This window comes from Mesorhizobium sp. WSM4884, assembly GCF_029625675.1.
GTDB lineage: Bacteria > Pseudomonadota > Alphaproteobacteria > Rhizobiales > Rhizobiaceae > Mesorhizobium.
The window spans coordinates 411,849-437,828 of the sequence record NZ_JARTVO010000001.1 but is presented as its reverse complement, the minus strand read 5'-3'; the positions used below and the strand labels follow the sequence as shown (position 1 = coordinate 437,828).

Genomic DNA, 25,980 nt, shown 5'->3' with positions numbered 1-25,980 from the left:
CCATGGTCCAAACTCAGGGCGCGGAAAACTCCTGAAAAGCCTTGCACGCGCCTCACCGGTTGCGGTCGCTCGCCCGGGCCGTCCGGCTTCAATACCGGTCGCAATAGCACTCGGCTGATGAGATGCGGTCGTTCCAGCCGGAACCTCCGAAATTGCGAACCCTGCGGTCGAGCTCGATCGAGCGGCCGCGCATCCCGGAATGCTCGTAGGCGACGAGCGTGCAGCCCGGGCGCACAAGCACCGAGGAGACGCGGTCGTTCCAGAACCCGCCCCCGAAACTGGTGGCGTCATCGGGACCCATTTCGAGCGAGCGTCCGCGGAAGTTCGCATTCTCGAACAGCACGCAGGCGGCCTCCCCGTAGAACTGAGCGCTGGCGCTGCCGGCGCAAAGCAGAGACGCAAACACGGTCGGAATGAGCAGGCGTTTCATTGTCGTTCTTCCTCGTTCAGTGACTTCGAGCGATGCCGCCGGCCCCAGGAGCACTTTGCCATCGTGCCGCGCGCGGAGGCAAGCTCGCGCCTGATCGTCCAGCCGCCAACCTCGGCCCTGCTATAACGCTCCAGACGGAAAACCGCTGCGCATTTCTCCCGGAATTGTTTGGTAGTGTTTCAGTTGATTTCGGCTCTCGATCCGAACCGGAACTTCGAGCTGACCCCACTTTGGTGCCACATGCGGACGTGATACACCGCCTCCATGCGGGCCCAGAACTCTGTGCGCGTCACGCCCGACTCGCCCGAACACTCAGCCACCAATCATCAGGCCTTCCCATGCACCGACGTATCCCGCTGACGACCCAGCCAGCGTCCGTGAGTGCGGACCGCAGGGCAGGTTCGCGCCAGTACGTCTCGGCATAGCGGCGGGGCGCGGCACCATGTGTGGATATATCCTCGCCATCGCCGTCTCGAACCGAGGCGTGCAGTCGCCCACCAGTTCGGGTCACCTCGGCAAGCCGTCCAAGGACCTTACCGAAATCCTCGCGCGCGACGTGAATCAGGCAGGCGCAGGCCCAGACGCCGTCATATGGCGTGCTAGGGCGCTGCGGGTCGGCCAGGTCGTCGGTCAGTGGATCCAACAGGTCGGCCCCGAAGCCATTCGAGCGAAGCAGTTCGACGAAACCCTTTGAAACGTCGGTGCGCCGGACGCTAATCCCCCGCTTCTCAAGTTCGAGTGCATCCCGCCCGCCCCCGCTTCCGATCTCCAGCACCCTGCCGGAGCCACCCAGTCCGGTCACGAAGGCATCGATCTCTGTCGCGACCCATCCGGGCATCGCCGCGGCCTCGGCAGCGTACTCCGCCGCAACCGCATCATAGGACCGCACTGTGTCTCGGTCCGTGCTCATCCCAGCGCTCCCCCAAGACAAGAGGCTCTGATAAGCGAGAGCCCCCTCAGCCCGTTGCGCCCCTTCACACTTGCTGCTGCTGGTGAATCGTGGGCGATTTGCTTTCCAGCCATAGCAGAAGTTCGATCTGAAACACTACGAATTGGCGTTAGCGGTTGTCCAGCATCCAACCGCGGTTGCGCCACATCTTCTCGCCGGCTAAGCAATCGGCGGCCGGCCTGTCGTCGGCCTGCACGACAGGCGGGTGAGCCGCCTCTTCGGCCGCCCATTGCTGCGATGCCGGACCGGCAAGTTCCAGCACCAGCTTGCGGCGGATTGCCTCCGGGAATTGCGTCCAGTCGTTGACCGGAATCATGAAGGCGCCCGGCCCGCCGATAACGCAGTCGCTGTAGTAGCGGTCGAGATTGGCGACGTCGAAGGCGCCGCTGAAACCTCCCCTAGTCATCAGCGGCAGTCCATTGATGGTGATGCCTTGCCTCACCACCTCGTCACGCGTGATATCGACCGGTGCGCCCTGATTGTTGGGGCCGTCGCCCGAAACATCGATGACGCGCTTGGTGCCCTGAAAGCCGCTTTCGGCGAAAAGGTCGCTGCCGAATTCAAGCGCGCCCGAGATCGAGGTGCGCCGCGCGCTGTCCGGCGGACTCGCATTGAGCTGGGCGACCACCCTCTCTGCATCGGCGCGATTGGCGATCACCGTCCACGGCACGACGACCCGCTGCCATCGGGTGCCGGCCCACTCGACATAGGTGACCGCGATCTTGCCGTAGGCGCCGTCGGCGATGGCCTTGAGCACGTTGTCATGCGTCAGTGCGGCCGCATAGCCGTGGCGCTGGATCTCGAGCTCGGCCGGCGACATCGAGAGCGACACATCGACCGCCAGCACCAGCTCGACATCGACCGGCTCTACCGCCGTCGATCGCGCGGTCAGGCCGAGGAGCAGCGCCAGCGCGGCGGCGCCCGAAAGCCAATGCCCTGTTCGACAGGAAGCCGACATGACGTGACGGTAAGCGATAATTGGGCATGAACAAAGTAAAAAGGCCCGGCGTCGACCGGGCCTTTTGCCTGTTCAGGCGAACACAGGCTCAGCTTCTCGGCTTGAGGTTCTCCGGATCGTAGAGCGGCTTGTAGCCGACGCCTGCGACTTCCACCGGATAGGTTTCGCCGAAATACTCGACCTGCAGCCTGCGGCCTTCCTGGCAGTAGGCCCAGGGCAGGTAGGCGAGCGCGATGTTCTTGCCGATGGTCGGGCCATAGGCAACCGAGGTGGTGAAGGAGCGGCGGCCGAGTTCGTCGACCAGCGTCTCGCCGGTCGCGGGATCCTGCACCGGCATGGTGCCGACCGGATAGCGCGCCACGCCCTTGGAATCGGTGTTCTCGGTCATCACCAGCGTGCACAGCATGGCGGGCTGGTGCTCGCGGGCGCGATACTCCAGATGCTTGGCCTTGCCGCAGAAGTCGTTCTCCTTGACCTTCGGGCGGGCAAGATCGGCTTCGAGCAGGTTGTACTCGGTCAAGAGGTCGGCGTTCTGCAGCCGCAGGCTCTTCTCCATACGGCGCGTGTTGGCGTAGGTCTCGACGCCGAACGGCATGACGCCGGTCGAGCGCAGCGCGTCCCAGACGGCCAGGCCGTCTTCGTAGCGCATATGGAGTTCCCAGCCCTGCTCGCCGACATAGGAGATGCGGAAGGCGGTGACATCCTTGCCGCCGATCCTGATCGGCTTGATCGCCGCGAAGGGAAAATTCTCCGGCGTAAGCCCATTCGGGTCCTCGACCACCTTCTGGAGCGTCGTGCGCGCGTTCGGCCCCCAGATGCCGATGGTGACGTATTTCTCGGTCACGTCGGTGACGGTGACATCGAAGCCTTTGTCCTGCGCGGTGCGCTGCATGTAGCGGAAGTCGCGCGGCCCGGCGTCGGCGCCGTCGATCACCCGGCAGCGGTCGGCCATGCGGATCACCGTGAAGTCGGCGCGCACCATGCCTTCCTCGTCGAGGAAGTGGGTATAGATGCCCTTGCCGATATTGTTGTCGCCGCCAATCTTGGCCGCGCACAGCCATTCCAGCAACGCGACATGGTCCGGCCCTTCGACGTCGTACATCGAGAAATGCGAGAGGTTGACGATGCCGCAATCCTCGCTCATCGCCAGGTGCTCGGCATTGGAGACGCGCCAGAAATGGCGGTTGTCCCATTCGTTCTCGCGTACCGGCACGCGGTTGCCGTATTTCTCGAGCAGATGCTCGTTGGCGGCGTAGCCGTGCGCCCGCTCCCAGCCGCCCAGCTCCATGAAATAGCCGCCGAGCTCCTTCTCACGCTCCCAGAACGGCGAGCGCCGGACGTTGCGGCCCTTGGAGAAGGGTTCGCGCGGATGCACCGCCGGATTGTAGACCTTCATCGCGGTCTCGGTGCAGCGATCCCAGATGAACTGCTCCTTCATCTGGTGCGGGTAGAAGCGCGAATAGTCGATGGCGTGGTGGTCGATCGACGTGCGGCCGTCGGTCATCCAGTCGGCGATCAGCTTGCCCATGCCCGGGCCGTCCTTGACCCAAATGGCGACGGCATACCACAGCCCCCTCACCTTCTGGCTTTCGCCCATGGACGGGCCGCCATCGGTGGTCACCTGCAGCAGGCCGTTGAAGGAATGGCCTTCATTGTAACCGAGCTCGCCGAGGATCGGCGTCAGTTCCATGGCGCGCTCCAGCGGCGCCATGATCTGCTCCATATCGAGGTCGCGCTGCGACGGCGACAGCCGCGCCTGGTCCTTTTCCAAGAGGTCGCGCGGGTGGCAGAGGCGCGGATTGGTCTCCTCGTAATAGCCCCATTCGATCTGCCCGCCTTCGGCGGTCTTCGGATCGCCGGTATCGCGCATATAGGCGGAGTTGCCCTGGTCGCGCAGCAGCGGCCAGCCGATCTCCTTGCCGGTGCCGGCGAACTCGTTGTAGGGGCCGAAGAAGGTCAGCGGATGGTCGATCGGCATGACCGGCAGGTCCTCGCCGACCAGTGCCGCGGTGAGCCGCCCCCAGATGCCGGTGCAGACGACAACATAGTCGGCTTCGATCGTGCCGCGCTCGGTCACCACGCCCTTGATGCGGCCATTCTCGACGACCAACTCCTTGGCCGAGGTATTGGCGAAAGCCTGGAGCTTGCCGGAGGCGACACCTTGATCGACGAGCTTGCCGGCCACCGTCTGCGAGCGCGGAATGACGAGGCCAGCGTCGGGATCCCACAGGCCGCCCTGCACCAGATGCTCCTCGATCAGCGGGAACTTCTCCTTGATCTCGGCCGGCTCGATAAGCCGCGCGCGGGTGCCGAAAGCCTTGGCGGAAGCGATCTTGCGCTTGATCTCGTCCATGCGTCCGTCGTCGCCGACGCGGGCGACTTCGAGGCCACCGATGCGGGCGTAGTGGCCCATCTTCTCATAGAAATCGATGGAGTAGAGCGTCGTCCAGCAGGACAGGAAGTCGTGGCTGGTCGTGTAGCAGAAGTCGGAGGCATGCGCGGTCGAGCCGATATCGGTCGGGATGCCCGACTTGTCGATGCCGACGATGTCGTCCCAGCCGCGCTCGATCAGGTGATGGGCGACCAATGCGCCGACGATACCGCCAAGACCGACGATGACGACCTTCGTCTTTTTCGGAAACTCTGCCATTGCCCGCGACTCCAAATTGGTAAAGCGGGCGGACTATAGGGCCGAGCGGTGGGGTGAATGAAGCCTGTTTGCGACATTGGAAAAAGACCGAGCGACCCTGACAGCCGAACGCGCCTCGTCCAGGGTGTCACCGGTGAGGATTTCCTATGCGCCAAGGCCGAATTCGCGCTCGATACCTCGCACAAGCTTCTCGAAGACAAGCCGCTTGCCTTCGCGCACGCTGTCCTCGAGCGGTTTTGCGCCGGCCAGATGCGCGGCGATCGCGCTCGCCAACACGCAGCCCGTCCCGCGCATCGATCCCGCGAGCCTGGGCATGTCGAAGTGGATAGGCTCCCGTCCAGAGTTCAACAGGATATCCGTTGATTTGGATCCCGTCGCGTGGCCGCCCTTGATGAGCAGCGCCCGCAGCCCTTCCGCAAGCAATCGCCCTCCCTGCCGCAGAGCATCGTCGTCGTCCACAGCCAAATCCGAACCGGCCAGGATCGCCAGTTCGATGAGGTTCGGCGTGACAAGACGGCAGAGCGGCATGAGATCGCGCTTCAAGACGCCGATCGCACCCGGCTCCAGCAATTGCCTGCCCGACGAGGAAGCCAGCACCGGATCGAGGACTGTCGGTATCCGCGGATTCTCGCGCAGCACCGCGGCAACCGCCGCGATGACGCGTCCCGTTGAAAGCATGCCGATCTTTATCGCCGAGACTTTGTTGGCCCTCAGCGCCGCGCGCATCTGATCGGCAACCAGGCCGGGTTGCATATGGTGGATTGCCGTAACGGATTGGTGTGTCTGCACCGTCACCGCGGTGACGGCAACGCAACTGCGCAAGCCGATTGAAGAGATCGTCTCGATATCGCGCGCAATTCCGGCGCCCCCGCTGGAATCCGATCCGCCGACGACGAGCACGTGCGGGTCTCGGTTCAGCGCCATGGGTCGGTCTTTTCGATCCATTCCCTGGTGCGCGCCTCGGGATCCGGGTTCAAGGTTATGTCCGTCACCACCGCGGCGCTGTCGGCGCCGGCTTCGAAAATGCCATCGAGCCGCCCGGGATTGAGGCCGCCGATGGCGACCAGGGGAGTGGGTGCAACGGCTCCCTTCCAGGCGCGAACTCTTTCGAGCCCCTGCGGCGCCCATTTCATCTTCTTCAGGATGGTAGGATAGACGGGACCCAGCGCGACGTAGTCGGGCCTGGCTGCCATGGCCGTCTGCAGTTCGGCATGATCGTGCGTGCTCAGCCCGAGCTTGATGCCGGCCGTCCGTATCGCCGGGAGGTCGGCGGCCTGCAGATCCTCCTGGCCGAGATGGACGAAGTCGCAGCGCTCCTCGATCGCCAACCGCCAATGATCGTTGACGATGAGCTGGCACTCATGCCGTGCGCACAAGGCTTTCGCCTTGCGGATTTCCGCGCGCAGCCTGCCCTCGTCCATGTTCTTGATGCGGAGCTGCACCAGCCCGACGCCGAGCGGCACCAGGCGCTCGATCCAGGCGGCGCTGTCGACGATCAGGTAGAAGGGATCGAGCTTCATGAGAAAACCGCCCTTCCGATTGTGGGCGTCGATGGCACAGCGACGTCGCGCGGCTCGAGCAGTCCCGAACCATAGGCTTCGCGGCCGGCATCGACCGCCTTGCTGAAAGCGCGCGCCATGCCCACCGGATCGCTAGCCTTGGCGACCGCCGTGTTGAGGAGCACGGCGTCAAAGCCGAGTTCCATGACGGTTGCCGCGTGCGACGGTCGTCCGAGACCTGCATCGACGATCAACGGCACGTCGGGGAAATGCCCGCGCATCGAGCGCAGCGCCATGATGTTGACCGGCCCGAGCGCCGAGCCGATCGGCGCGCACCACGGCATCAGAACCTTGCAGCCTGCCTCCAGCAGCCGCTCGGCAACGACGAGATCGTCGGTGGTATAGGGGAACACGTCGAAACCGTCCCCGCAAAGGATGCGCGCGGCCTCGACCAGGCCGAACACATCGGGCTGCAGCGTGTCGTGATTGCCGATCACTTCGAGCTTGATCCAGGACGTGCCGAAGACCTCGCGCGCCATCTTCGCGGTCGTCACGGCTTCCTTGACGGAATGGCAGCCGGCGGTGTTGGGCAGCACCCTCACGCCGAGCGAGCGGATCAGCGACCAGAATTGCTCGCCGGCCCTGCCGCCGGCCATTTCCCGGCGCAGCGAAACGGTGACCGCCGAGGTGCTCGACGCCTTGACAGCATCGGCAAGGATCGCCGGCGAAGGATATTGGGCGGTGCCCAGCAGCAGGCGCGAGGCCAACTTTGTCCCGAGAAGATCGAACATCGGCTAGCCTCCCTGCATGGGCGACAGGATTTCGATCCGATCGCCTTCGTTCACCCGCAATTCCGCCCGTTCGGCCGCAGGCACGACATCGCCGTTCAGCGCGGTGGCGAGCCAGCCGCCCTCATAGTCAAGCTCCTTCAAAAGGGCGGCGAGCGTCGTCGCCCTGACCTCAAGCGCTTCGCCATTGACGATCAGCTTCATTTTCAGACTCCAGGTCGGCAGATGAATTGAAGAGAAGGCCGGCAGCCTGCTCGGCCATTGCCGGCGAGAGCAGGAAACCGTGCCGGTAAAGGCCGTTGATCGTGATCGCGCCGTCCTTCCGACGCTTCACCCGCGGCAGATTGTCGGGATAGGCGGGGCGCACGCCCACTCCTGTCTCGACGATTTCGGCCTCACCGAACGCCGGATGGAGCGCGTAGGCCGCATTGAGGAGCTCCATCAGCGAACGGGAGGTGATCGGCCCGTCATGGTCGCTTTCGATCATGGTCGCGCCGACCATGAAGTGATGATCGGCCCGCGGCACGACATAGATCGGATGACGCGGATGGAGGAGACGCACCGGCCGGGTGAGCGAAACCTCCCGCGTGTGGAGGATCAGCATCTCGCCGCGCACGCCACGCAAATCGTCGTCGGCTCGCGCGATGCCCGTGCAGTCGATCACCTGGTCGAAGCCAGAAAGGTCCACCTCGTCCACCTCGAAAAGGAAGACGACTCCCATCGCACGCAGCTTGTCGGCGAGGGCTTCGAGAACCCGACGGGGATCGAGATGAGCTTCGCCGGCGAAGAACAGGCCCTTGCGGAAGCGACCGGCAAGATCGGGTTCGAGGGCGGCGATCGCCTCGTCGTCGACGGACTCGTGATTGCGGGTACGGGCCGCAAAGCGGGCAAGCTCGAAGGCGTCGCGCACATGGGCGATGACGAGAGTGCCGGCCGTCGTCACGAGCCCGGGCAGCACCCTTTCCCACCAGTCGGTCGAAATTCTGCCGAGACTGACAACCGTCTCTTCGGCGCTTTCGCGTTCGCACCAAGGAGCAAGCATGCCGCCGGCGAGCCAGGAGGCATTGCCGCCTATCTGGCTCCGAATTTCGGCAACCGTGACCGACGCACCTCGCGCGGCCAATTCATGGGCGACGGTGAGGCCTGCCACACCGGCGCCTTTGACAAGGACACGGCGCACGGCTCAGTCCGTCCTCTGATCGTCCTGCGCCAAAGCTTGTTCTCCCGCCCCGGGCGTTTCGACCGGCACGTAGAGATCGCCGCCCGCGCGGTATTTCTGCGCCATCGCCGCCATCCCCTCCTTCTGCGCTTCGGCGCGAATGTCGTGGGAGATGCGCATGGAGCAGAATTTCGGTCCGCACATCGAGCAGAAATGCGCTACCTTGTGCGCTTCCTTGGGCAAGGTCTCGTCGTGCATCGAGCGCGCGGTTTCGGGATCGAGCGACAGGTTGAACTGGTCTTCCCAGCGGAACTCGAACCGCGCCCGCGAAAGCGCGTCGTCGCGGATCTTCGCCGCAGGATGCCCCTTGGCGAGGTCGGCGGCGTGCGCCGCGATCTTGTAGGTGATGACGCCGGTCTTGACGTCATTGCGATCCGGCAGGCCGAGATGTTCCTTCGGCGTCACGTAGCAGAGCATGGCCGTGCCGAACCAGCCGATCATGGCTGCGCCGATGCCGGACGTGATGTGGTCGTAGCCCGGCGCTATGTCCGTGGTCAGCGGTCCCAGCGTGTAGAAAGGCGCCTCGCCGCAGACGGCGAGCTGCTTGTCCATGTTCTGCTTGATCTTGTGCATGGGAACATGGCCGGGGCCCTCGATCATCACCTGGCAGTCCTTTGCCCAGGCGATCTTCGTCAATTCGCCAAGCGTTTCCAGCTCGGCGAATTGGGCTTGGTCATTGGCATCGGCGATCGAGCCGGGACGAAGGCCGTCGCCAAGCGAGAAAGAGACGTCATAGGCTCTGGCGATGTCGCATATCTCCGCGAAATGCTCATAGAGGAAGCTTTCGCGGTGATGGTGCAGGCACCATTTCGCCATGATCGAGCCGCCCCTGCTGACGATACCGGTAACCCGGCCGACGGTGAGCGGGATGTGATGCAGCCGCACGCCGGCATGAATGGTGAAGTAGTCGACGCCCTGCTCGGCCTGCTCGATCAGCGTGTCGCGATAGACTTCCCAACTCAGATCCTCGGCGACACCGCCCACCTTCTCCAGCGCCTGGTAGAGCGGCACCGTGCCGATCGGCACCGGCGAGTTGCGCACGATCCATTCGCGGATGTTGTGGATGTTGCGGCCGGTCGACAGGTCCATGACCGTGTCGGCACCCCAGCGGATGGCCCAGACCATCTTTTCGACCTCTTCGGCCATCGAAGAGGTGACGGCGGAACTGCCGATATTGGCGTTGATCTTCACCAGGAAATTGCGGCCGATGATCATCGGCTCGCTCTCGGGATGGTTGATGTTGGCGGGGATGATCGCGCGGCCGCGCGCCACCTCGTCGCGTACGAATTCCGGTGTGACGAAGTCCGGCATCGATGCGCCGAACGCCTCGCCGTCCCGTTGCAGCCCGCTCCGCATGATCTCGCGACCGAGGTTTTCGCGGATGGCAACGAATTCCATTTCGGGCGTGATGATCCCGGCGCGCGCATAGGCAAGCTGCGTTACCGCCTTGCCGGCCTTGGCCCGCAGCGGACGGTTGCGGGTCGGAAACTCCGGCGTCAGGCGCTCTCCTGTCGCAAATCCATTGTCCTCCGGCCTGATATGGCGGCCGTCATAGGATTCGACATCGCCACGCGCCACGATCCAGTCTTGCCGAAGGGGGGCAAGCCCCCTCTCGATATCGGTTTCGATTGCGGGGTCGGTATAGGGGCCTGACGGATCGTAGACCGTCACCGGCGGTTCACCGGCAGTCGGGTGAACGGCGATCTCGCGCATCGGCACCTTGATCTGCGGGTGGAGGGCGCCGGATTTGTGGATCTTCCGCGACGCCGGCAGCGGTCCAGTCGATACGGTGGGGGTCAGGGCATTCATTTGAGGCTCCTTTGCTCGTTGCATTGGAGACCCAGTTCTGTGCCGGAAGGATGAAAAGACGCTTCGGTCTGCCTGCCTGAGACAGGTCTTCGGGCATGAACGCCCGCAAAGCGCTTGCACCGTCCCTACGCCAGTATGAACTGGATCAGGTTCAACGGGTCACTGCGCCGCAAAAGCCAGCAGTATCTCAGCCCCTTGCCGGGACTCCCCTGGTGAATGGCTTAGGTTGAACGGGCCAGCGTCATCTTGTCAAGCGCGTTTGGCCGGCATTGCGGCTCAACGCCATCGTGCATGGAAGCTTCTCCGCCATGTGGTTGCGGAAGCCGCCGCCATCGTCGGTCAGCGTCTTGTAGTCGCCGGCCTTGACGGTGCTGTAGGCATAATCATGCAGCGCCAGCGGATCGGGATAGCGGCCCTCCTCGGCGATTGCCAGATAAGGCAGCATGTCCCAGTTGACGTCGGGCATGAACCAGGCCGTCACGGCGGTCAGCAGGATGTAGAGCGAGAAGATCGCCGCACCGATCGGCGCGGCCCATCTTGCGTAAGCCCCCTCGCCCCAGGCAAGACCGGCGCCGGTCAGCCGGTCGAGCGGATCGGCGGGAGCGACGGGTGGCCTGGTCAGCAGCGTCTGTCTCAGCGGACCTGGCTTTTTACAAAATCCTTCACGATCGCCACAATGCCGAGCGACAGGAAGCTGTCGAAGGCGTCGACGAAGCGGTCGACATGCTCGCGCTGGCAGATCAGCGGCGGCTCGAGCCGAATGACGTTGCGGTTGTACTCGGTGAAGGCGACGAGCACGTCGTAGTCGCGTAGCAAGAGCGAGCCGACGAAGCCCGACAGCGAACCCTTCAGCTTGTCGTCGAGCACGCTCACCACAGGACGCAGCACCATCGGCAAGGTCTGCGAGAAATCGTGGAACTCGAGCCCGATCATAAGACCCTTGCTGCGCACATCCTTGATGATCTTCGGATATTTCGCCTTCAGCGCCTGCAGCCGCTGCAAAAGGGAGTCGCCGGTCGACGCAGCATTGTCGATCAGCGCTTCGTCGTACAGCACGTTGAGCGCCTCGATCGCGGTGATGCAGGCCTCGCCCATGCCACCGAAGGTCGCCATGGCGTGGATCATTGCCGTCTTCGGCGTGCCATAGGCTTTCATGTAGACGTCGCGCCTGGCGATTATGGCGCCGACCGCGGCCTGGCCGCCGCGATCGCCTCGGCGAATTTGCGCGGCGTGCCCGTCGCCAGCACGATCCTGCGGCGGTCCTCATGTTCGCTGCGAAGCCGCTCGAGCAGTTCAAGCCGGTAAGGCAGCGATGCCGGATCGATGTCGATGCGCGCTGCGATTTCCTGCTTTAGCCGCGCCGGACCGCCGATCAACCAGAGCGGCAGGACAAAGAGATAGAGCGGATTCTTCTTGAGCAGGATGAACAGGCCTTCCCACAGAAGGTCCGTTGCAATCAGCGCGCCGTCGAGATCGACCGCAAGCGGAATTGCGTTCCCGTCCGACCGCGCGTCCATTGCTCTGCCCTGCTCACCCCACGCCGTATTTCGGCGCCTACGCGATGGATATAACGGGGCATGACGGAGTTAAAACGCCCGGTTGCGGCGCGCTGTGCGGGGTATTTCCGGTGCTATCGTTAAGCAGCGGCTACCGGAAACGATAAAAGGCCGGGCGTTTGCCCGGCCTTCGCCGATCGCGTCTAAGGATTTTACTTGATCCGGGCAACGCCGCCCGAGATCTCGACCGTTTCTGAACCGGTCAGCGCTTCGAGGTCACCATTGGGCAGGGTGACGAAGCAGCCATTCGGGCAGAACTCCACCGTCTCGCCGGCGGCCAGCGCCAGCTCGGTCTTGCCGCCGCCTTCGGTCACGATCAACGTCCGCGTCTGAGCGTCCTTGTTGACCGCGCTGGCGGCAAAAGCCGAACCGCCCAGGGCCAAGAAAGCGATGGCGGTAACGACAGACTTCCACATTGCAATTCCGGTGTTCCCACACCGCCTCTGTTCAATTTCGCAAGGCATTCTCGCCCTTTGCGTGAGAGCTTATATGACAAGCAAGCTGAACCGCAACTGAATGCCGCATTCATGCCGCAATTGGTTTCACCGACGGGAAAATGGCGCAACGTCTAGCCTGGATCGGGCTTGCGGCCCCTTCGCTTCATCTTGGCGAGCCGTTCGCGTTCGGCCGCTGCTTCCGCTTCCAGCCGCTCGCGCTCGGCAAATTCCGCCTCGATCTTGTCGTCGTCGATCGGCCACGACTCGTGCTTCGTTGTCTCGACCACGGCGCGCGGCGTCGACGGGATCTCGATGTGCTCGTCCTCGAAGATATCGAAGATCGCGAAGCGTATATCGTTCTGGACGATGCTGCCGTTCATCACGTCGGCCACGAACACGCGGATTTCGAATTCGAGCGCGGCCGTTCCGAAGTTGGCGAAGAGCACGAAGGGCTCGGGGTTCTTGAGCACCATCGGATGGGCGCGGGCGATATCGAGCAGAAGCGCGTGCACCCGCTTGACGTCGCTGCCATAGGCGACGCCGACCCTGATGTCGACGCGGCCGAGCTTGTTGCGATGCGTCCAATTGCCGACCGCATTGTTGATGAGGTTCGAATTGGGCAGGATCACCGACTGCCGCTGGAACGTCTCGATTTCCGTCGCACGCACGCTGATCTTCTTCACCGTGCCGCTGATGTCGCCGGCGACAATCCAGTCGCCCACCTTGAACGGACGTTCGGCAAGCAGGATCAGGCCGGAGACGAAGTTCGAGACCACGTTCTGCAGGCCGAAGCCGATACCAAGTGACAGCGCGCCGGCAACGAGCGCCAGATTAGAAAGATCGATACCAGCCGCCGATATGCCGATAAGTGCCGCGAGCGCCACGCCTGCATAGCCCACCGCCAGCCGGATCGAGTTGCGCACGCCGGTATCGACCTTGCCGCGCGCCATCACCGACCCGTCGAGCCAGCCCTGGAACCAGCGTGTCAAGAAATAGCCGATGACGAAGACGACGATGCCGGTGAGGATGCCGAGCACCGAGATGGTGACGGAGCCGATGGTGACGCCCGTCGCCAGCTTGTAGGCCCAGGCCTCGATATCGCCGGGCTGGAAGCCCCACATCAGAAGGATCAACGGCAGGAACACCAGCACGATCATCAGGTTGATGGCAATGCTGACGACCAGGCCGAGCTGGTCGAGCGCCGTGTCCTCATAGCTGGAATTGGTCGACAGCCAGCGCCCGACCGAGGTGTCGGCGAAGCCGCCCTCCTCGCCGATCGCCCGCGCCGACAGGAAGCCTATATAGGCAGTGACCAGGATGGTGCCGGTGACCACGACCTGCACCGAGACGAAGAGGGCTAGGCCTATATAGCCGAGCAGCGCCGCTGCGATGGTGAACAGGCCAAGCCCGAAGGCAAGGAAGCGAAGCCATGCCGGCCAAGGACGCCATGCGCCGTCAGCCGCCCTGAATGGTCTCAGCAGCCCCATCAGGATCAGGATGACGCCGACGATGATGGTGGCGACAAAACCCCTGGCGATCGTCAGCGAAAGCGGGGAACCCATCTTCTCGTTGACGACCGAGAGGAAGTAATTGATGCCGAGAACCACGGCCATGGCGGTGGTCAGCCTCACCAGCCAGCGCGCAGGGCCGGTTGCAACTGGAATGAGCCGCCAGTTAGGCAGCCGCGGCTCGAGCGCCGCATTGGTCAGCCGGTTGACGCAGAACACCACTGCGATTACGGCGAGCAGCGCGTTGAGGAATGTGCCGATATCGCCGCGCAGCACGTTGTAATAGTTGAAGAAGAACACTGCGGAGGCCAAGAACGCGCCGAGCGCCGCAGTCGGCAGCAGCGTCGACCAGAACGCCACGGACAGCCGGCTGAGGTACGAAGGATCCTCCACGGATGGATTGGGCTCGAAAATGCGGCCGAACAGCCGCCGCCCGCCTATCAGGAGCACGGCTGCCAGCGCCAGCGCCATCAGCGTCGCGGCAAGGATTGCCTGAAATTTGAACTTGAACGCGAAGGTCAGCCAGGACGCCACTGCCTTGTAGAGGCCGGTGAACTGGTCATGCGCGTCGGAAAAGCCCTGCGGGCTCAACACATCGGTCAATTCGTAGCGTTTCGTCAGAACGCTGCGGAAAAGCTCGCTGCGCTTGATGGCGATATTGTCGACCAGGCCGCTGATGCGGATCGACAGGTTCTGCGCGCTGGCGACCACCGCGTTGATCTCGGCCTTCTCGGCCGTGAGCGCCGCACGCTCATTGGCGACGATCGCGGGCTCTTGCTGTCCTTGCGCGGGTGGCGGCCCCAGAACCTCGACGCGGTTGTTGATGTCGTTGAGGCGCGAACGGAATGCCAGCGCGCTGTTCAGCGCCGCTCGCGATATGTCCTCGAGCTGCAGGCGGATGTCGACGAGCCCGGCATCGTCTTCATCGGGATCGCTTATCTTCTTCTCCAGGCCGTCGGTCTTGGCCGTCAGGTCCTGGATGGCCTTGGTCTGATCGGCGATGAGCTGTGCGGAGCCCTGGCCAATCGCCTGCGCCATGGCGTGGGACGACGGCTGCGTCGCGACGACGACGGTGGCGACCAAGATCAGGCGTAGCAGTCGGAAAATCATGACGGACGGGCGACTCGCGGCCGAAAAATCTTCGAAAATTCCGCCCTTGATAAAGACCGCCATATCAGGCGGCAAGCCGTCCCGATCCGTGGAGCGATGGGCATGGATCGAAGTCGGTCTGTCGAAAAGCGATGGCGCAATCTTGGCTTTGCGGTTGTGGGCTGCTCTATAGTGTGCCGCCTCGCACCAACAGGACGACAGGAAGAATGGCGGAATATTCGGCCTTTTCGCTGCTCAAGAACGCGCTGAACGGCAACAAGGACTGGAAGCCGGCGTGGCGCAAGCCGGACCCGAAGGCGTCCTATGATGTAATCGTCATCGGTGGCGGCGGCCACGGACTCTCGACCGCCTATTACCTTGCCAAGGAACACGGCATCACCAATGTCGCGGTGCTGGAAAAAGGCTGGCTGGGGTCGGGCAATGTCGGCCGCAACACAACGGCGGTGCGCTCCAACTATCTTTTGCCGCAAAACACCCGCTTCTACGAGCATTCGATGAAGCTGTGGGAGAACCTCTCGCACGACCTCAACTACAACGTCATGTTCTCGCAGCGCGGCTGCCTCAATCTCGCGCACACGCCGGCCCAGCTCGACGACTATGCAAGGCGCGGCAACGCGATGCGCCATCTTGGCGTCGATGCCGAGTTGATGACCGTCGACCAGATCAAGCGGCTAGTCCCCGCGCTGGACGTCTCGGGCTCAGCCCGCTTTCCCGTCCTTGGCGGGCTGATGCAGCCACGCGCCGGCACCGCTCGGCACGACGCGGTCGCCTGGGGTTATGCGCGCGGCGCCGACCGGCGCGGCGTCGACATCATCGAGAATTGCGAGGTCACCGGCTTCCTGCGCGACGGCGACCAGGTCATTGGCGTGACGACGACACGCGGCGATATCCGCGCCAGGAAAGTGGCGCTTGCCGTCGCCGGCAGCACCGGCCATGTCATGCAGCTTGCCGGCATTTCGCACATGCCGATCGAAAGCCACGTTTTGCAGGCCTTCGTCTCGGAATCGCTGAAGCCGATCGTCGACACCGTTCTCACCTTCGGCATGGGCCATTTCTACATCTCGCAGTCCGACAAGGGCGGCCTCGTCTATGGCGGCGACCTCGACGGCTACAACAGCTACGCCCAGCGCGGCAGCCTGCCAATCGTCGATGAGGTGATGAGCGAGATGCTGGCGCTGTTCCCGGGCCTCGCGCGGGTGCGCTTGCTGCGTTCCTGGGGTGGGCTTTGCGACATGACGATGGACGGCTCGCCGATCATCACCACCGGCCCGCTGCCCGGCATGTATCTCAATTGCGGCTGGTGCTACGGCGGCTTCAAGGCTACGCCCGCCTCGGGCTGGTGCTTCGCCTGGACCATCGCCAAGGACGAGCCGCACGAGTTCAACGCCCCCTTCACGCTCGACCGTTTTTATCGTGGCCTGATCATCGACGACAAAGGCCAGGGCGCGACGCCGCGGCTGCATTAGACCATGATCCCAAAAAGTGGACGCCGGTTTTTGGAAAAGATCATGGTCAAACAAAAAGATAAAACGAGATGCTGATCACTTGTCCCTATTGCGGCCCGCGCGACGTCATCGAATTCACCTACCAGGGCGACGGCAACCGCGAGCGGCCGCAGCCGGCCTCGCAGGATCTCGATGCCTGGAATGCCTATGTCTACGACCGGCTGAACCCGGCCGGAGACCACAATGAAATCTGGCAGCATTCCGGCGGCTGCCGCGCGCACCTGCGGGTCGTACGCAATACCCTGACCCATGAAATCCTGAGTACGGCGTTCGCCCGTGGCGGACACAAATCCGCGGGCCATAAAGCGGGAGGCAACCAGTGAGCCCGCGCCGCACGGAAACCGGCGGCCGCATCGACCGGCTGCACACCATCCGCTTCACCTTCGACGGCGCGCCCTATACCGGCCATGCCGGCGACACGCTGGCTTCGGCGCTGCTCGCCAATGGCGTGACGCTATTCGGCCGTTCGTTCAAGTACCACCGCCCGCGCGGCCTGCTCGCCGCCGGCGTCGAGGAGCCGAATGCCCTGGTGACGGTGCTGCGCGGTGAAGTGCGCGAGCCCAACATCCCCGCCACCATGGTCGAGATCTATGACGGGCTGGTCGCTGTCAGCCAGAACCGCTCCCCCTCGCTCGCTTTGGATATCGGCGCGCTCAACCAGCTCGGCGGCAAGATCCTGTCGGCCGGTTTTTACTACAAGACCTTCATGGGACCGGTATTCGGCCCGCTGAAGGGCACGCGGTTCTGGATGTTCTGCGAGCATTTCATCCGTCGCGCCGCCGGCCTCGGCAAGGCGGGTGTTGCGCCCGACACCGCGCGCTACGAGCGCATGAACGCCTTTTGCGACGTGCTGGTCGTCGGCTCCGGCCCAGCCGGCCTGATGGCGGCGAAGGCCGCCGCCGACCAGGGTGCGCGCGTGATCCTGGCCGATCTCGAGGCAAAGTTCGGCGGTTCGGCCAGCTGGTCTGGCGAAACCATCGACGGCGTGCCGGCCGCCGACTGGGCGGCGCGCGTCGTCGGCCAGCTCGAAGGCAACGACAATGTCCGCCTACTGCCGCGCACGACCGTCTGGGGCTACTACGACGGCAACACTTTGGCCGCCCTCGAACGGGTGACCGACCATAAGGAAGTGCCGGCCAAGGGCGAGCCGCGCCAGCGCTACTGGGCGATCCGCGCCAAGACGGTGGTTCTCGCCACCGGCTCCTTCGAGCGGCCGCTGGTGTTTCCGGGCAACGATCGTCCGGGTGTCATGCTGGCACATGCGGCCGAACGCTACGCCAACGAATATGGCGTGCTGCCCGGCGAACGGATCGCATTGTTCACCAACAACGACAGCGCCTACCGCTCGGCCGTCGCCCTGAAGAAGGCAGGCGCTGCCGTCGTCGCCGTCATCGATGTCCGCGGCGACGTCTCGAACGAGATGCGCAGGCTGGCGAGCGAAGCCGAGGCCGAATTGTTCGCCGGCCATGCCGTAATCGCGACCGAAGGCGGCAAGGCGCTCACCGGCCTCAAGGTGCAACGCTTCGACGTGATGAGCGGTGCGCTCAGCGGCGATGAACGCAGCATCCATGCCGACTGCCTGGCGATGTCGGGCGGCTGGTCGCCGACAATCCATCTCGCCAGCCAGGCCGGTGCGAAGGCCATATGGGACACTGCCAGGCAGGCCTTCCTGCCGCCGCAGCCGACGCAGCGCTGGATCGGCGCCGGCGCCTTCACCGGCAGTTTTTCCACTGCCGAAGCCTTTGCCGAGGGCCGCGCGGCCGGCCTCCAGGCGGCCGGCGGAACGCCGTCCTCCGCGCCCCTGCCCGTTGTCGAGGCTGTTCCTGGCGATCCCGACCCGGCGCCGGTCTTCGAGATCAAGGCCAAGGGCAAGAGTTTCGTCGACTTCCAGCACGACGTGACCGCCGAGGACGTGCGGCTCGCACATCGCGAGGGCTTCGTCTCGGTCGAGCATCTCAAACGCTACACCACGCTCGGCATGGCGACCGACCAGGGCAAGAACTCCAACGTGCCGGGCCTAGCCATCATGGCCGAAGCGCTCGGCAAACCGATACCGGAAGTCGGCACGACACGCTTCCGCCCGCCCTATACGGCGGTCTCGATCGGCTCGCTGGCGGCCGAGCGCTTCGGCGATTTGAAGCCGGAGCGGCTGACGCCGATGCATGACTGGCATATTGCCAACGGCGCGATCATGTATGCGGCCGGCCTCTGGTATCGCCCGATGATCTACGGCCTCGCCGGCGAGACCGTAGAGCAGGCCTACGTACGCGAAGCCCAGGCGACACGCGAGAGCGCCGGCATCGTCGATGTCTCGACACTCGGCAAGATCGCCGTGCAAGGACCGGACGCGGCCGAGTTCCTCGACCGCGTCTACACCAACATGTTTTCCACCCTCGCCGTCGGCAAGGCCCGCTACGGCCTGATGCTGCGCGAGGACGGTCTTGCCTTCGACGACGGCACCACTTGGCGGCTCGGGGAGCAGGAATTCCTGATGACCACCACCACCGCCAATGCCGGCAAGGTGATGCAGCATCTGGAATATTTCCTCGACGTCATCTGGCCGGAACTGAAGGTCACCGTCACCTCGGTCACCGACGAATGGGCTGGCGCCGCGATCGGCGGCCCGAAGGCCCGCGCCATCCTTGCCTCTTGCGTCGAAGGCACCGCCGTCGACAACGCCACGCTTCCCTTCATGGGCATCGTCCATGGCCAGATCGCCGGCGCGCCGGTGATGATCTGCCGCCTCTCCTTCTCCGGCGAAATGGCCTTTGAGGTCTATTCCGGCGCCGGTTACGGCACACGGGTGTGGGAAGCGCTCATCGAGGCCGGCAAGCCGTTCGGCCTTGTCACCTACGGGCTCGAGGCGCTGGGCACCATGCGCATCGAGAAGGGTCACGTCACCGGCGCCGAGATCGACGGCCGCACCACCGCGCGCGACCTCCATCTCGACTGGATGCTGTCGAAGAAGAAACCCTTCATCGGTTCCGCTATGATGGACCGCGAGGGGCTGATCGCTCCGGACCGGCTGGAACTGGTCGGCGTGATCGCTCTCGACAACCGCGCGCTCAATGGTGGCGGACATATCGTCGAGGAACTGGACCAAGAGAACCCGCACGATTCGATCGGCCACATCACCGCCTGCTGCTATTCGCCGGCGCTCGGCAAATACATCGCTCTGGCGCTGGTCAGGGGCGGCAAGGCGCGCCACGGCACGCGCGCCTTCGTCTCCGACCCGCTGCGCAACCGGTTCGGGCCGGTCGAGATCGTCTCCAACCATTTCTACGATCCGGACGGGAGCCGCATGCATGGTTGAACGTCAATCGCCCCTGGCGCCCGTCTACCACCCAGGCTCGCATGGCAATTTCGAACATGGCGTCGATGTCATCCTGTCCGAAACGCGGCCAGGCTCGATCCTGCAGCTTGCCGCGTGGCCGGGCGAGGAGAAGCGCCTGATGTCCGGCATATACAAGGTGACGGGCCTTGCCCTTCCGGACGGCGCCGGCGGCGGCGTCAGCAATGGCGCGAAGTCGGCGTTCGGCTTCGCGCCGGGCAAGTTCACCGTGGTCGACGAGACCGAGGGCTTGGCCGCCGCGTTTACGGGCGTGATCACGCCCTCGGTCGGCACGCTCACCGACCTGTCGCACGGCCGCACGGCGATCCGCGTCGCCGGACCGAAAGCGGAATGGGTGCTGGCGAAATTCTTCGCCATCGATTTTGCCTTGCCGGCCTTCCCCTTGGGCGCAGGCCGCTCGACCAACCATCACGATGTTTTCGCTCAGATCCAGCGCACCGGCGCGGACCAGTTCGACATCTACGTCTTCCGATCGTTTGCTCGGTCGTTCTGGAAAGCCTTGTGCCACGCCAGCGAGGAAGTCGGCTACGAGGTTCAGTAGCAGGCGCCTGGCACTATCGACGGCCACAACTGCTGCTTGAGCCTTGGACCAGCGAAAACGATAGATAAGGAATCACGGGCTCCTGTCGGAGCCGCTCAGGCAACCAGTTCGACAATTCCTTCCATGACCGCAGAGACTACGGCGACAGCCACGACCCGCTTTGCTCCGGCGGGCGACCCGTCGCTGCTGTTGCCGGCAACCGTCGCCTGCGGCGTGTTCATGACCAGCCTCGACCAGAACGTCATCGTGACCGCGCTGCCAGGCATCGGCCAAAGCCTGGACCGCCCGCCGAGCCAGCTCGGTCTTTTGATCACCGTCTATGTCGCGAGCCTGATCATCACGATGCCTCTCGGCGGCTGGCTGGCCGATCGCTTCGGGCTGCGCAACGTCTACTGCTTTGCGCTGCTCGTCTTCGCCAGCGCCTCGGCGTTCTGCGGCCTGTCGGAAAACATCTGGATGCTGGTCGGCTCGCGCGCGCTGCAGGGTTTCGGCGGCGCGCTGATGGGCACGCTCGGCCAGGTCGTGATCCTGTCGAGCTTCCCGCGCGACCGCACGCTCAGGATCAACATGTATATCTCGCTCGCCGGCCAGTCAGGCCCCCTGGTCGGGCCGCTCGTCGGCGGCGCGCTGACCACCTACGTGTCGTGGCGCTGGATCTTTTACATCAACATACCGATCGCGCTGACCGCGGCATTGCTCGCGGCCTCGCTGTTTCCCACGACCACCAAGCCGGTCCGCACGCCGTTCGATTTTTCGGGCTTCCTGCTCGTCGGCAGCGGCATGGCGCTGCTCGTCTTCGGCATGGATTCGCTTGCCGCGAAGGATGTCGCGAGCGCCAGCATCGCCATGGAGCTCGGGCTGGCGATCGCCATCCTGACCGTCGCCGCGCTTTACTGCCTGCGCACCCGCAACCCGCTGCTCGACCTCAACCTGCTGCGCATCCGCACCTTCCGCGTCAGCTTCCTGACCGGCGGCGGTCTCGACACGATCGGGCTGAGTTCGGTGGTTTTCCTCTTACCGCTGATGTTCCAGCTCGGTTTCGGCATGAGCGCCGTCCAGGCCGGATCGCTGACCTTCGTCGCGGCGATCGGTTCGGTTCTGATGCGCTTCTTCATGCCGCGTATCCTCAACCGCTTCGGCTTCAGGCGCGTGCTGGTCACCAACACGCCGATTGTCGCCCTTTTGGTCGCGGGGTTTGCCTTGATGCAGGAAAGCACGCCCGCCTGGATCGTGCTCACCTACATCTTCGTCTTCGGCCTCTTCCGCTCCGTGCAGTGGGCCTCGACCGGCAATCTCGCCTATTCGGACATCTCGCCGGAGCAGCTCTCGCGCTTCAGCGCGCTCTATTACATCCTCTGGCAGCTGGCGGTCGCGATCAGCGTCGGCCTGGCGGCGGCGCTGCTGTCGCTGCTGGCAGGCGGCGGCCAGGCCAGCGTCGACGACTACCGCATCCTGTTCATCGTCGAGGCCCTGATCACGCTTTGCGCGCTGCTCGCTTATCTCAGGCTGACACCGCAGGACGGCGCCCATGTCAGCGGCCACGGTGCGCATATGAGCACGGACTAGCAGTCAGCGCGACCGGTCCCTGTCCGCGCTACTCAGCGAACGTCACCCATTCTTCGAGCGGCGCGCGGTCGGTGCGGAATTCATTCTCGGGCTTGGAGTTGTCCTCATAGCCCAGCGCCATGCCGCAGACGACGACTTCCTCGTCGGGAATGTTGAGCACCGGGCGGATCTGCCGGTGGTAGGGTGCGAAGGCGGCCTGCGGACAGGTATGCAGCCCCCTGCCTCGCGCGGCGACCATGATGTTCTGCAGGAACATGCCGTAGTCGATCCACGACCCCTTATTCAGCCGCCGGTCGACGGTGAAGATCATGCCGACCGGCGCGTCGAAGAAGATGAAGTTGCGATCGTGCTGCGCGCGCATCCTGTCGACCTCGCGCCGGCCGATGCCGATCGCGCCGTAGAGGCCGAAGCCGTTGGCCCGGCGCCGACTGAGATAGGGCTCGAAGAACTGGTCGGGATAGTAGCGGTACTCGTCCCACTCCGCCTTCTCGGCGCGAATGCCGGAATTGAGGATAGCGTCGCTGATGCGCTGCTTCACCTCGCCCTTGGTCACATAGACCCGCCAAGGCTGCATGTTGGTGCCCGACGGCGCCCGCGCCGCCACCGTCAGGATGGCGCGGATCGTTTCATCGTCGACCACGTCGGGCAAAAACGCGCGCACGGATCGGCGCGAAATGATCGCCTCGTCGACAATGGCCGCATCGAGCGCGATCCGGCTATTCTTATCCAGCATGGGCCGTCCCTTCAGGCATGGCCGGAACCCGGTTTCCGCAATGACCATCCGCAGACACAAAACTAGACTGGTCCCGATCGGACGCCCCACCCTCCGCTCGTAGGGGAGCCTTTGCATCAAGCGCCAAAATCGCGCAAGCAAATCTTGCAGCGTATGAAAATCCGCTTGATTTTTTCACTGGTTTGCACTCACATGAAAATCATTCATATTTTTTCATGAGTCACGATTGACCTCGACCGCTGTCAGACCGGAGCAGGACAATGGCGAGCGGCTGCTTGCCGGCGATATCCGTGCGCTGCGCAAGGCCCGCGGGCTGACGCTCAGCGAGGTCGCGTTCAAGCTCGGCCGCTCCGTCGGCTGGGTCAGCCAGGTCGAGCGCGGACTTTCGGTTCCTTCGCTCGGCGATCTCAGGGCCTTCGCCGAGCTCTTCGGCGTGCCGCTCAGCCTGTTCTTCAGCCATGACGTGCCTGTCGAGAAGGAACGCGGCGTGGTTGTGCGCGCGGGCAGCCGCCGCTCGCTTGGCACAAGCGAATCAGGCCTGGTGGAGGAGCTTCTGTCGCCCGACCTCGGCGGTAGCTTCGAGATGCTGCGCTCGGTCTTCGCGCCAGGCGCCGAACTGAAGACCGAGGCGCGCCGTCCGACCGAGGAAGCGGGCTATGTCGTGTCGGGCACTTTCGAGATCGAGATCGGCGGCGTCTGGCATCGGCTTGGCGAAGGCGACTCGTTCCGCTTCGAAGGCAAGCCGTTCCGCTGGCGCAATCCGGGCGCCGAGCCGGCAGTAGTCATCTGGGTGGTTTCGCCGCCGGTATATTGAGTTAGAGCTTGGGAGGAAGAAGCATGGCCGGTTTGCCGACCACGGCGCGCGTGGTGATCATCGGAGGCGGTGTCGTCGGCGCCTCCTCGCTCTACCACCTCTGCAAGGCCGGCTGGACCGACTGCGTGCTGTTGGAGAAGAACGAGCTGACCTCCGGCTCGACCTGGCACGCCGCCGGCAATGTGCCGACCTTCTCCTCGTCATGGTCGCTGATGAACATGCAGCGCTACTCGACAGAGCTCTACCGGGGTTTGGCCGAAGCGGTCGACTATCCGATGAACTACCATGTCACCGGCTCGCTCAGACTCGCCCACACCAAGGAGCGTATGCAGGAGTTCCAGCGCGCCAAGGGCATGGGCCGCTATCAGGGCATGGACATCGATGTCGTCGGCCTCGACGAAATCAAGCGGCGCTATCCCTTCATTGAGACGCACGAGCTGAAGGGCGCGCTTTACGATCCGAGCGACGGCGACATAGACCCGGCGCAGCTGACGCAGGCGCTCGCAAAGGGCGCGCGCGACATGGGCGCCCGGATCATCCGTTTCTGCCCGGTCACCGGCGTTCGCCGCGAGAAAGGCGAATGGGTGGTCGCGACGCCGCAGGGCGAAATCCGCTGCGAAATCGTCATCAATGCCGCCGGCTACCGCGCCGCCGAAGTTGGAAAAATGTTCGGCCGCGAAGTGCCGATGATGGTGATGAGCCATCAGTACATATTGTTTGAGGAGATCCCCGAGCTGGCCGCCTGGACGAAGGAACAGGGGCATAAGCTGCCGTTGCTGCGCGACGTCGACACGTCCTATTATCTGCGCCAGGAAAAGACCGGCATGAATCTCGGCCCCTATGAGCGCAATTGCCGCGCGCACTGGGCGACGCATAACGACCCGATGCCAGAGGATTTTTCCTTCCAGCTCTTCCCCGACGATCTCGACCGGCTGGAGCATTATCTCGCCGATGCCGTCGCCCGCGTTCCGATCCTTGGCACAGCCGGCCTCTCCAAGGTGATCAACGGCCCGATTCCCTACGCGCCGGACGGCAACCCGCTGATCGGACCGATGCCCGGCGTGCCGAATGCCTTCGAAGCCTGCGTCTTCACTTTCGGCATCGCGCAAGGCGGCGGCGCCGGCAAGGTGCTGGCCGAGTGGGTGACCGAGGGTCAGACGGAATGGGACATGTGGTCCTGCGACCCACGCCGCTTCACCGCCTTCGCGTCCGCTCCTGACTATTGTGTCGCCAAGGGCCTGGAGATCTACGGCAATGAATACGCCATCCAGTTCCCGCGCCATGCCTGGCCGGCCGGGCGCGACCGCAAGCACTCGCCGCTGCATGATCGCATCAAGGCGCTCGGCGGCCAGTTCGATGCCTACAATGGCTGGGAACGCGCGACCTGGTACGCCAAGCCCAGCGATGACATTTCGGAAGAAGCGACCCTCACCTTCCGCCGGGACGGGCCTTGGCAGCAGCGTGTGCGAGAGGAATGCCTGGCCGTACGCGACGCCGCCGGCATCCTCGACCTGCCCGGCTTCTCCCGCTTCAACCTCGAAGGTCCGGGCGCCGCCGAATGGCTGGCGCTGCAGGTCACCGGCCTGGTGCCGAAACCCGGCCGTATCGGCCTCGTCTATTTTGCCGACGACAAGGGCCGCATCGTCACCGAAATGTCGGTCGTGCGCCACGGCGAGGACCAGATGACGCTGATCACCGCGGCGGTGGCGCAGTGGCACGATTTCGAATGGCTGAAGTCGCGCATGCCGGCGGATGCGGCCTTCACGCTGACCGACCGGACGGAGGAATACTCGACGCAGATCCTCGCCGGTCCGAACTCGCGCGCCATCCTTGCCGAGGTCTGTGACGCCGATCTGACGCTGCCCTGGCTGACGCATCAGGAAACGACCATTGCCGGACGCTGGGCGAAGCTGGTGCGCGTTTCCTTCGCCGGCGAGCTCGGCTGGGAGATCCACACCAGGATCGCCGACACTTTGACGGTCTTCGACGCCGTCTGGGCCGCAGGGCAGAAGCAGGGGCTAAAACCTTTCGGCATGTATGCACTGGATTCGCTGCGGCTGGAAAAAGGCTACCGCGCCTGGAAGGGCGATCTGTCGACCGACTATTCGATCCTGCAGGGCGGGCTGGAGCGCTTCGTCAAATGGGACAAGCACGACTTCCGCGGCAAGGCAGCGCTGCTCAACGAAAAGCAGCAGGGCGTCAAGAAGCGCTTCGTCACGCTGGTCGTCGAGAATCCCGGCGATTGCGATGCGCCCTATATGTCGACGCTCTGGCATGACGGCAAGATCGTCGGCGAGACGACCTCGGGCGGCTGGGGCCACCGCGTCGATAAATCCATCGCGCTCGGCATGCTGCGTTCCGATCTGGCCGAGCCCGGCACGGCGATCGAGGTCGAGATCTTCGGCGACCGCTTCAAGGCGGTGGTGCAGAAGGATGAGCCGCTCTGGGATCCGAAGAATGAGAGGTTGAGAGCTTAGGACCTTTCCCGGCCATGGCGGTCCATTCTGGCGGAGGAATTTTGTGACAAGATCAAGCGAAGAACCGCAGGGCGTACCG

Annotated in this window: 20 protein-coding genes, 3 pseudogenes and 1 riboswitch; of the genes and pseudogenes, 7 read left to right on the top strand and 16 right to left on the bottom strand. The window is 64.1% G+C overall.

What is annotated here, in order from left to right; genetic code table 11:
- Positions 1-88: 88 nt before the first annotated feature.
- The 15 genes and pseudogenes from P9236_RS01975 to P9236_RS01905 all read right to left on the bottom strand — a co-directional run bounded on the left by P9236_RS01975 (position 89) and on the right by P9236_RS01905 (position 14,913).
- Positions 89-430, bottom strand: a complete 342-nt coding sequence (locus tag P9236_RS01975) for a beta/gamma crystallin-related protein (RefSeq protein ID WP_278072916.1) — start codon at positions 428-430, stop codon at positions 89-91.
- Between the two features lie 289 nt (positions 431-719).
- Positions 720-1,340 (bottom strand): class I SAM-dependent methyltransferase, encoded by a 621-nt coding sequence (locus P9236_RS01970; protein WP_347405165.1) that lies wholly within the window; start codon positions 1,338-1,340, stop codon positions 720-722.
- 148 nt (positions 1,341-1,488) lie between these two features.
- Positions 1,489-2,337 (bottom strand): DUF1194 domain-containing protein, encoded by an 849-nt coding sequence (locus P9236_RS01965; RefSeq protein ID WP_278072915.1) that lies wholly within the window; start codon positions 2,335-2,337, stop codon positions 1,489-1,491.
- A gap of 88 nt (positions 2,338-2,425) precedes the next feature.
- Positions 2,426-4,987 carry an FAD-dependent oxidoreductase gene (locus tag P9236_RS01960; protein WP_278072914.1) on the bottom strand — a complete coding sequence of 854 codons (2,562 nt, stop codon included), beginning with the start codon at positions 4,985-4,987 and terminating at the stop codon, positions 2,426-2,428.
- Between the two features lie 144 nt (positions 4,988-5,131).
- Positions 5,132-5,911: a hydroxymethylpyrimidine/phosphomethylpyrimidine kinase gene (locus P9236_RS01955; protein WP_278072913.1), complete on the bottom strand. Its 780-nt coding sequence runs from the start codon at positions 5,909-5,911 to the stop codon at positions 5,132-5,134.
- Positions 5,902-6,507 (bottom strand): thiamine phosphate synthase, encoded by a 606-nt coding sequence (locus P9236_RS01950; protein WP_278072912.1) that lies wholly within the window; start codon positions 6,505-6,507, stop codon positions 5,902-5,904. Before P9236_RS01950 ends, P9236_RS01955 begins: the two co-directional genes overlap by 10 nt.
- The gene (locus P9236_RS01945; protein ID WP_278072911.1) at positions 6,504-7,277 is read right to left on the bottom strand and encodes a thiazole synthase; all 774 of its coding nucleotides are present in this window, start codon (positions 7,275-7,277) and stop codon (positions 6,504-6,506) included. The genes P9236_RS01950 and P9236_RS01945 overlap by 4 nt, the downstream gene beginning before the upstream one ends.
- A gap of 3 nt (positions 7,278-7,280) precedes the next feature.
- Positions 7,281-7,478, bottom strand: a complete 198-nt coding sequence (gene thiS / locus P9236_RS01940) for a sulfur carrier protein ThiS (protein ID WP_278072910.1) — start codon at positions 7,476-7,478, stop codon at positions 7,281-7,283.
- Complete coding sequence (gene thiO, locus P9236_RS01935) at positions 7,447-8,454, bottom strand: glycine oxidase ThiO (RefSeq protein ID WP_278072909.1); 1,008 nt, start codon at positions 8,452-8,454, stop codon at positions 7,447-7,449. Before thiO ends, thiS begins: the two co-directional genes overlap by 32 nt.
- 3 nt (positions 8,455-8,457) lie before the next feature.
- The gene (thiC, locus tag P9236_RS01930; protein WP_278072908.1) at positions 8,458-10,302 is read right to left on the bottom strand and encodes a phosphomethylpyrimidine synthase ThiC; all 1,845 of its coding nucleotides are present in this window, start codon (positions 10,300-10,302) and stop codon (positions 8,458-8,460) included.
- Positions 10,303-10,406: 104 nt separating this feature from the next.
- A riboswitch (TPP riboswitch) is annotated at positions 10,407-10,523 on the bottom strand.
- 80 nt (positions 10,524-10,603) lie between these two features.
- A pseudogene (locus P9236_RS01925) lies at positions 10,604-10,927 on the bottom strand (hypothetical protein); the annotation flags it as partial.
- Positions 10,928-10,935: 8 nt separating this feature from the next.
- Positions 10,936-11,505 (bottom strand): annotated as a pseudogene (locus tag P9236_RS01920) (aminotransferase class III-fold pyridoxal phosphate-dependent enzyme); the annotation flags it as partial.
- Positions 11,505-11,819, bottom strand: a pseudogene (locus tag P9236_RS01915) (prenyltransferase); the annotation flags it as partial. The pseudogenes P9236_RS01920 and P9236_RS01915, both read right to left, overlap by 1 nt.
- A gap of 191 nt (positions 11,820-12,010) precedes the next feature.
- The gene (locus P9236_RS01910; protein WP_278072907.1) at positions 12,011-12,274 is read right to left on the bottom strand and encodes a hypothetical protein; all 264 of its coding nucleotides are present in this window, start codon (positions 12,272-12,274) and stop codon (positions 12,011-12,013) included.
- 152 nt (positions 12,275-12,426) lie between these two features.
- The gene (locus P9236_RS01905) at positions 12,427-14,913 is read right to left on the bottom strand and encodes a mechanosensitive ion channel family protein (protein WP_278072906.1); all 2,487 of its coding nucleotides are present in this window, start codon (positions 14,911-14,913) and stop codon (positions 12,427-12,429) included.
- A gap of 206 nt (positions 14,914-15,119) precedes the next feature.
- Between P9236_RS01905 and P9236_RS01900 the strand changes: the two genes are divergently transcribed.
- From P9236_RS01900 to P9236_RS01880, 5 genes are all read left to right on the top strand, one after another.
- Positions 15,120-16,379, top strand: a complete 1,260-nt coding sequence (locus P9236_RS01900; protein ID WP_278072905.1) for a sarcosine oxidase subunit beta — start codon at positions 15,120-15,122, stop codon at positions 16,377-16,379.
- A 68-nt stretch (positions 16,380-16,447) separates the two neighbouring features.
- Positions 16,448-16,741 (top strand): sarcosine oxidase subunit delta, encoded by a 294-nt coding sequence (locus P9236_RS01895; protein ID WP_278072904.1) that lies wholly within the window; start codon positions 16,448-16,450, stop codon positions 16,739-16,741.
- A complete protein-coding gene (locus P9236_RS01890; RefSeq protein ID WP_278072903.1) occupies positions 16,738-19,731 on the top strand; it encodes a sarcosine oxidase subunit alpha in 2,994 nt (997 codons plus the stop codon). The genes P9236_RS01895 and P9236_RS01890 overlap by 4 nt, the downstream gene beginning before the upstream one ends.
- On the top strand, positions 19,724-20,311 hold the full coding sequence (locus P9236_RS01885; protein WP_278072902.1) for a sarcosine oxidase subunit gamma: 588 nt from the start codon (positions 19,724-19,726) through the stop codon (positions 20,309-20,311). The genes P9236_RS01890 and P9236_RS01885 overlap by 8 nt, the downstream gene beginning before the upstream one ends.
- A 123-nt stretch (positions 20,312-20,434) precedes the next feature.
- Positions 20,435-21,877, top strand: a complete 1,443-nt coding sequence (locus P9236_RS01880) for an MFS transporter (protein ID WP_278072901.1) — start codon at positions 20,435-20,437, stop codon at positions 21,875-21,877.
- Between the two features lie 28 nt (positions 21,878-21,905).
- Here P9236_RS01880 and P9236_RS01875 read toward each other — a convergent pair whose 3' ends face one another.
- Positions 21,906-22,610, bottom strand: a complete 705-nt coding sequence (locus tag P9236_RS01875; RefSeq protein ID WP_278072900.1) for a nitroreductase — start codon at positions 22,608-22,610, stop codon at positions 21,906-21,908.
- A 226-nt stretch (positions 22,611-22,836) separates the two neighbouring features.
- On the opposite strand from P9236_RS01875, the gene P9236_RS01870 reads away from it, so the two are divergent.
- Complete coding sequence (locus P9236_RS01870; RefSeq protein ID WP_278072899.1) at positions 22,837-23,424, top strand: XRE family transcriptional regulator; 588 nt, start codon at positions 22,837-22,839, stop codon at positions 23,422-23,424.
- A 23-nt stretch (positions 23,425-23,447) separates the two neighbouring features.
- On the top strand, positions 23,448-25,901 hold the full coding sequence (locus P9236_RS01865; protein ID WP_278072898.1) for an FAD-dependent oxidoreductase: 2,454 nt from the start codon (positions 23,448-23,450) through the stop codon (positions 25,899-25,901).
- The last annotated feature ends 79 nt before the right edge of the window (positions 25,902-25,980 follow it).

Bases quoted from the DNA above. Each gene is read 5' to 3' on its own strand.
- P9236_RS01975 (WP_278072916.1), bottom strand. From the start codon at position 430: ATGAAACGCCTGCTCATTCCGACCGTGTTTGCGTCTCTGCTTTGCGCC.
- P9236_RS01970 (WP_347405165.1), bottom strand. From the start codon at position 1,340: ATGAGCACGGACCGAGACACAGTGCGGTCCTATGATGCGGTTGCGGCG.
- P9236_RS01965 (WP_278072915.1), bottom strand. From the start codon at position 2,337: ATGTCGGCTTCCTGTCGAACAGGGCATTGGCTTTCGGGCGCCGCCGCG.
- P9236_RS01960 (WP_278072914.1), bottom strand. From the start codon at position 4,987: ATGGCAGAGTTTCCGAAAAAGACGAAGGTCGTCATCGTCGGTCTTGGC.
- P9236_RS01955 (WP_278072913.1), bottom strand. From the start codon at position 5,911: ATGGCGCTGAACCGAGACCCGCACGTGCTCGTCGTCGGCGGATCGGAT.
- P9236_RS01950 (WP_278072912.1), bottom strand. From the start codon at position 6,507: ATGAAGCTCGATCCCTTCTACCTGATCGTCGACAGCGCCGCCTGGATC.
- P9236_RS01945 (WP_278072911.1), bottom strand. From the start codon at position 7,277: ATGTTCGATCTTCTCGGGACAAAGTTGGCCTCGCGCCTGCTGCTGGGC.
- thiS (WP_278072910.1), bottom strand. From the start codon at position 7,478: ATGAAGCTGATCGTCAATGGCGAAGCGCTTGAGGTCAGGGCGACGACG.
- thiC (WP_278072908.1), bottom strand. From the start codon at position 10,302: ATGAATGCCCTGACCCCCACCGTATCGACTGGACCGCTGCCGGCGTCG.
- P9236_RS01910 (WP_278072907.1), bottom strand. From the start codon at position 12,274: ATGTGGAAGTCTGTCGTTACCGCCATCGCTTTCTTGGCCCTGGGCGGT.
- P9236_RS01905 (WP_278072906.1), bottom strand. From the start codon at position 14,913: ATGATTTTCCGACTGCTACGCCTGATCTTGGTCGCCACCGTCGTCGTC.
- P9236_RS01900 (WP_278072905.1), top strand. From the start codon at position 15,120: ATGGCGGAATATTCGGCCTTTTCGCTGCTCAAGAACGCGCTGAACGGC.
- P9236_RS01895 (WP_278072904.1), top strand. From the start codon at position 16,448: ATGCTGATCACTTGTCCCTATTGCGGCCCGCGCGACGTCATCGAATTC.
- P9236_RS01885 (WP_278072902.1), top strand. From the start codon at position 19,724: ATGGTTGAACGTCAATCGCCCCTGGCGCCCGTCTACCACCCAGGCTCG.
- P9236_RS01880 (WP_278072901.1), top strand. From the start codon at position 20,435: ATGACCGCAGAGACTACGGCGACAGCCACGACCCGCTTTGCTCCGGCG.
- P9236_RS01875 (WP_278072900.1), bottom strand. From the start codon at position 22,610: ATGCTGGATAAGAATAGCCGGATCGCGCTCGATGCGGCCATTGTCGAC.
- P9236_RS01865 (WP_278072898.1), top strand. From the start codon at position 23,448: ATGGCCGGTTTGCCGACCACGGCGCGCGTGGTGATCATCGGAGGCGGT.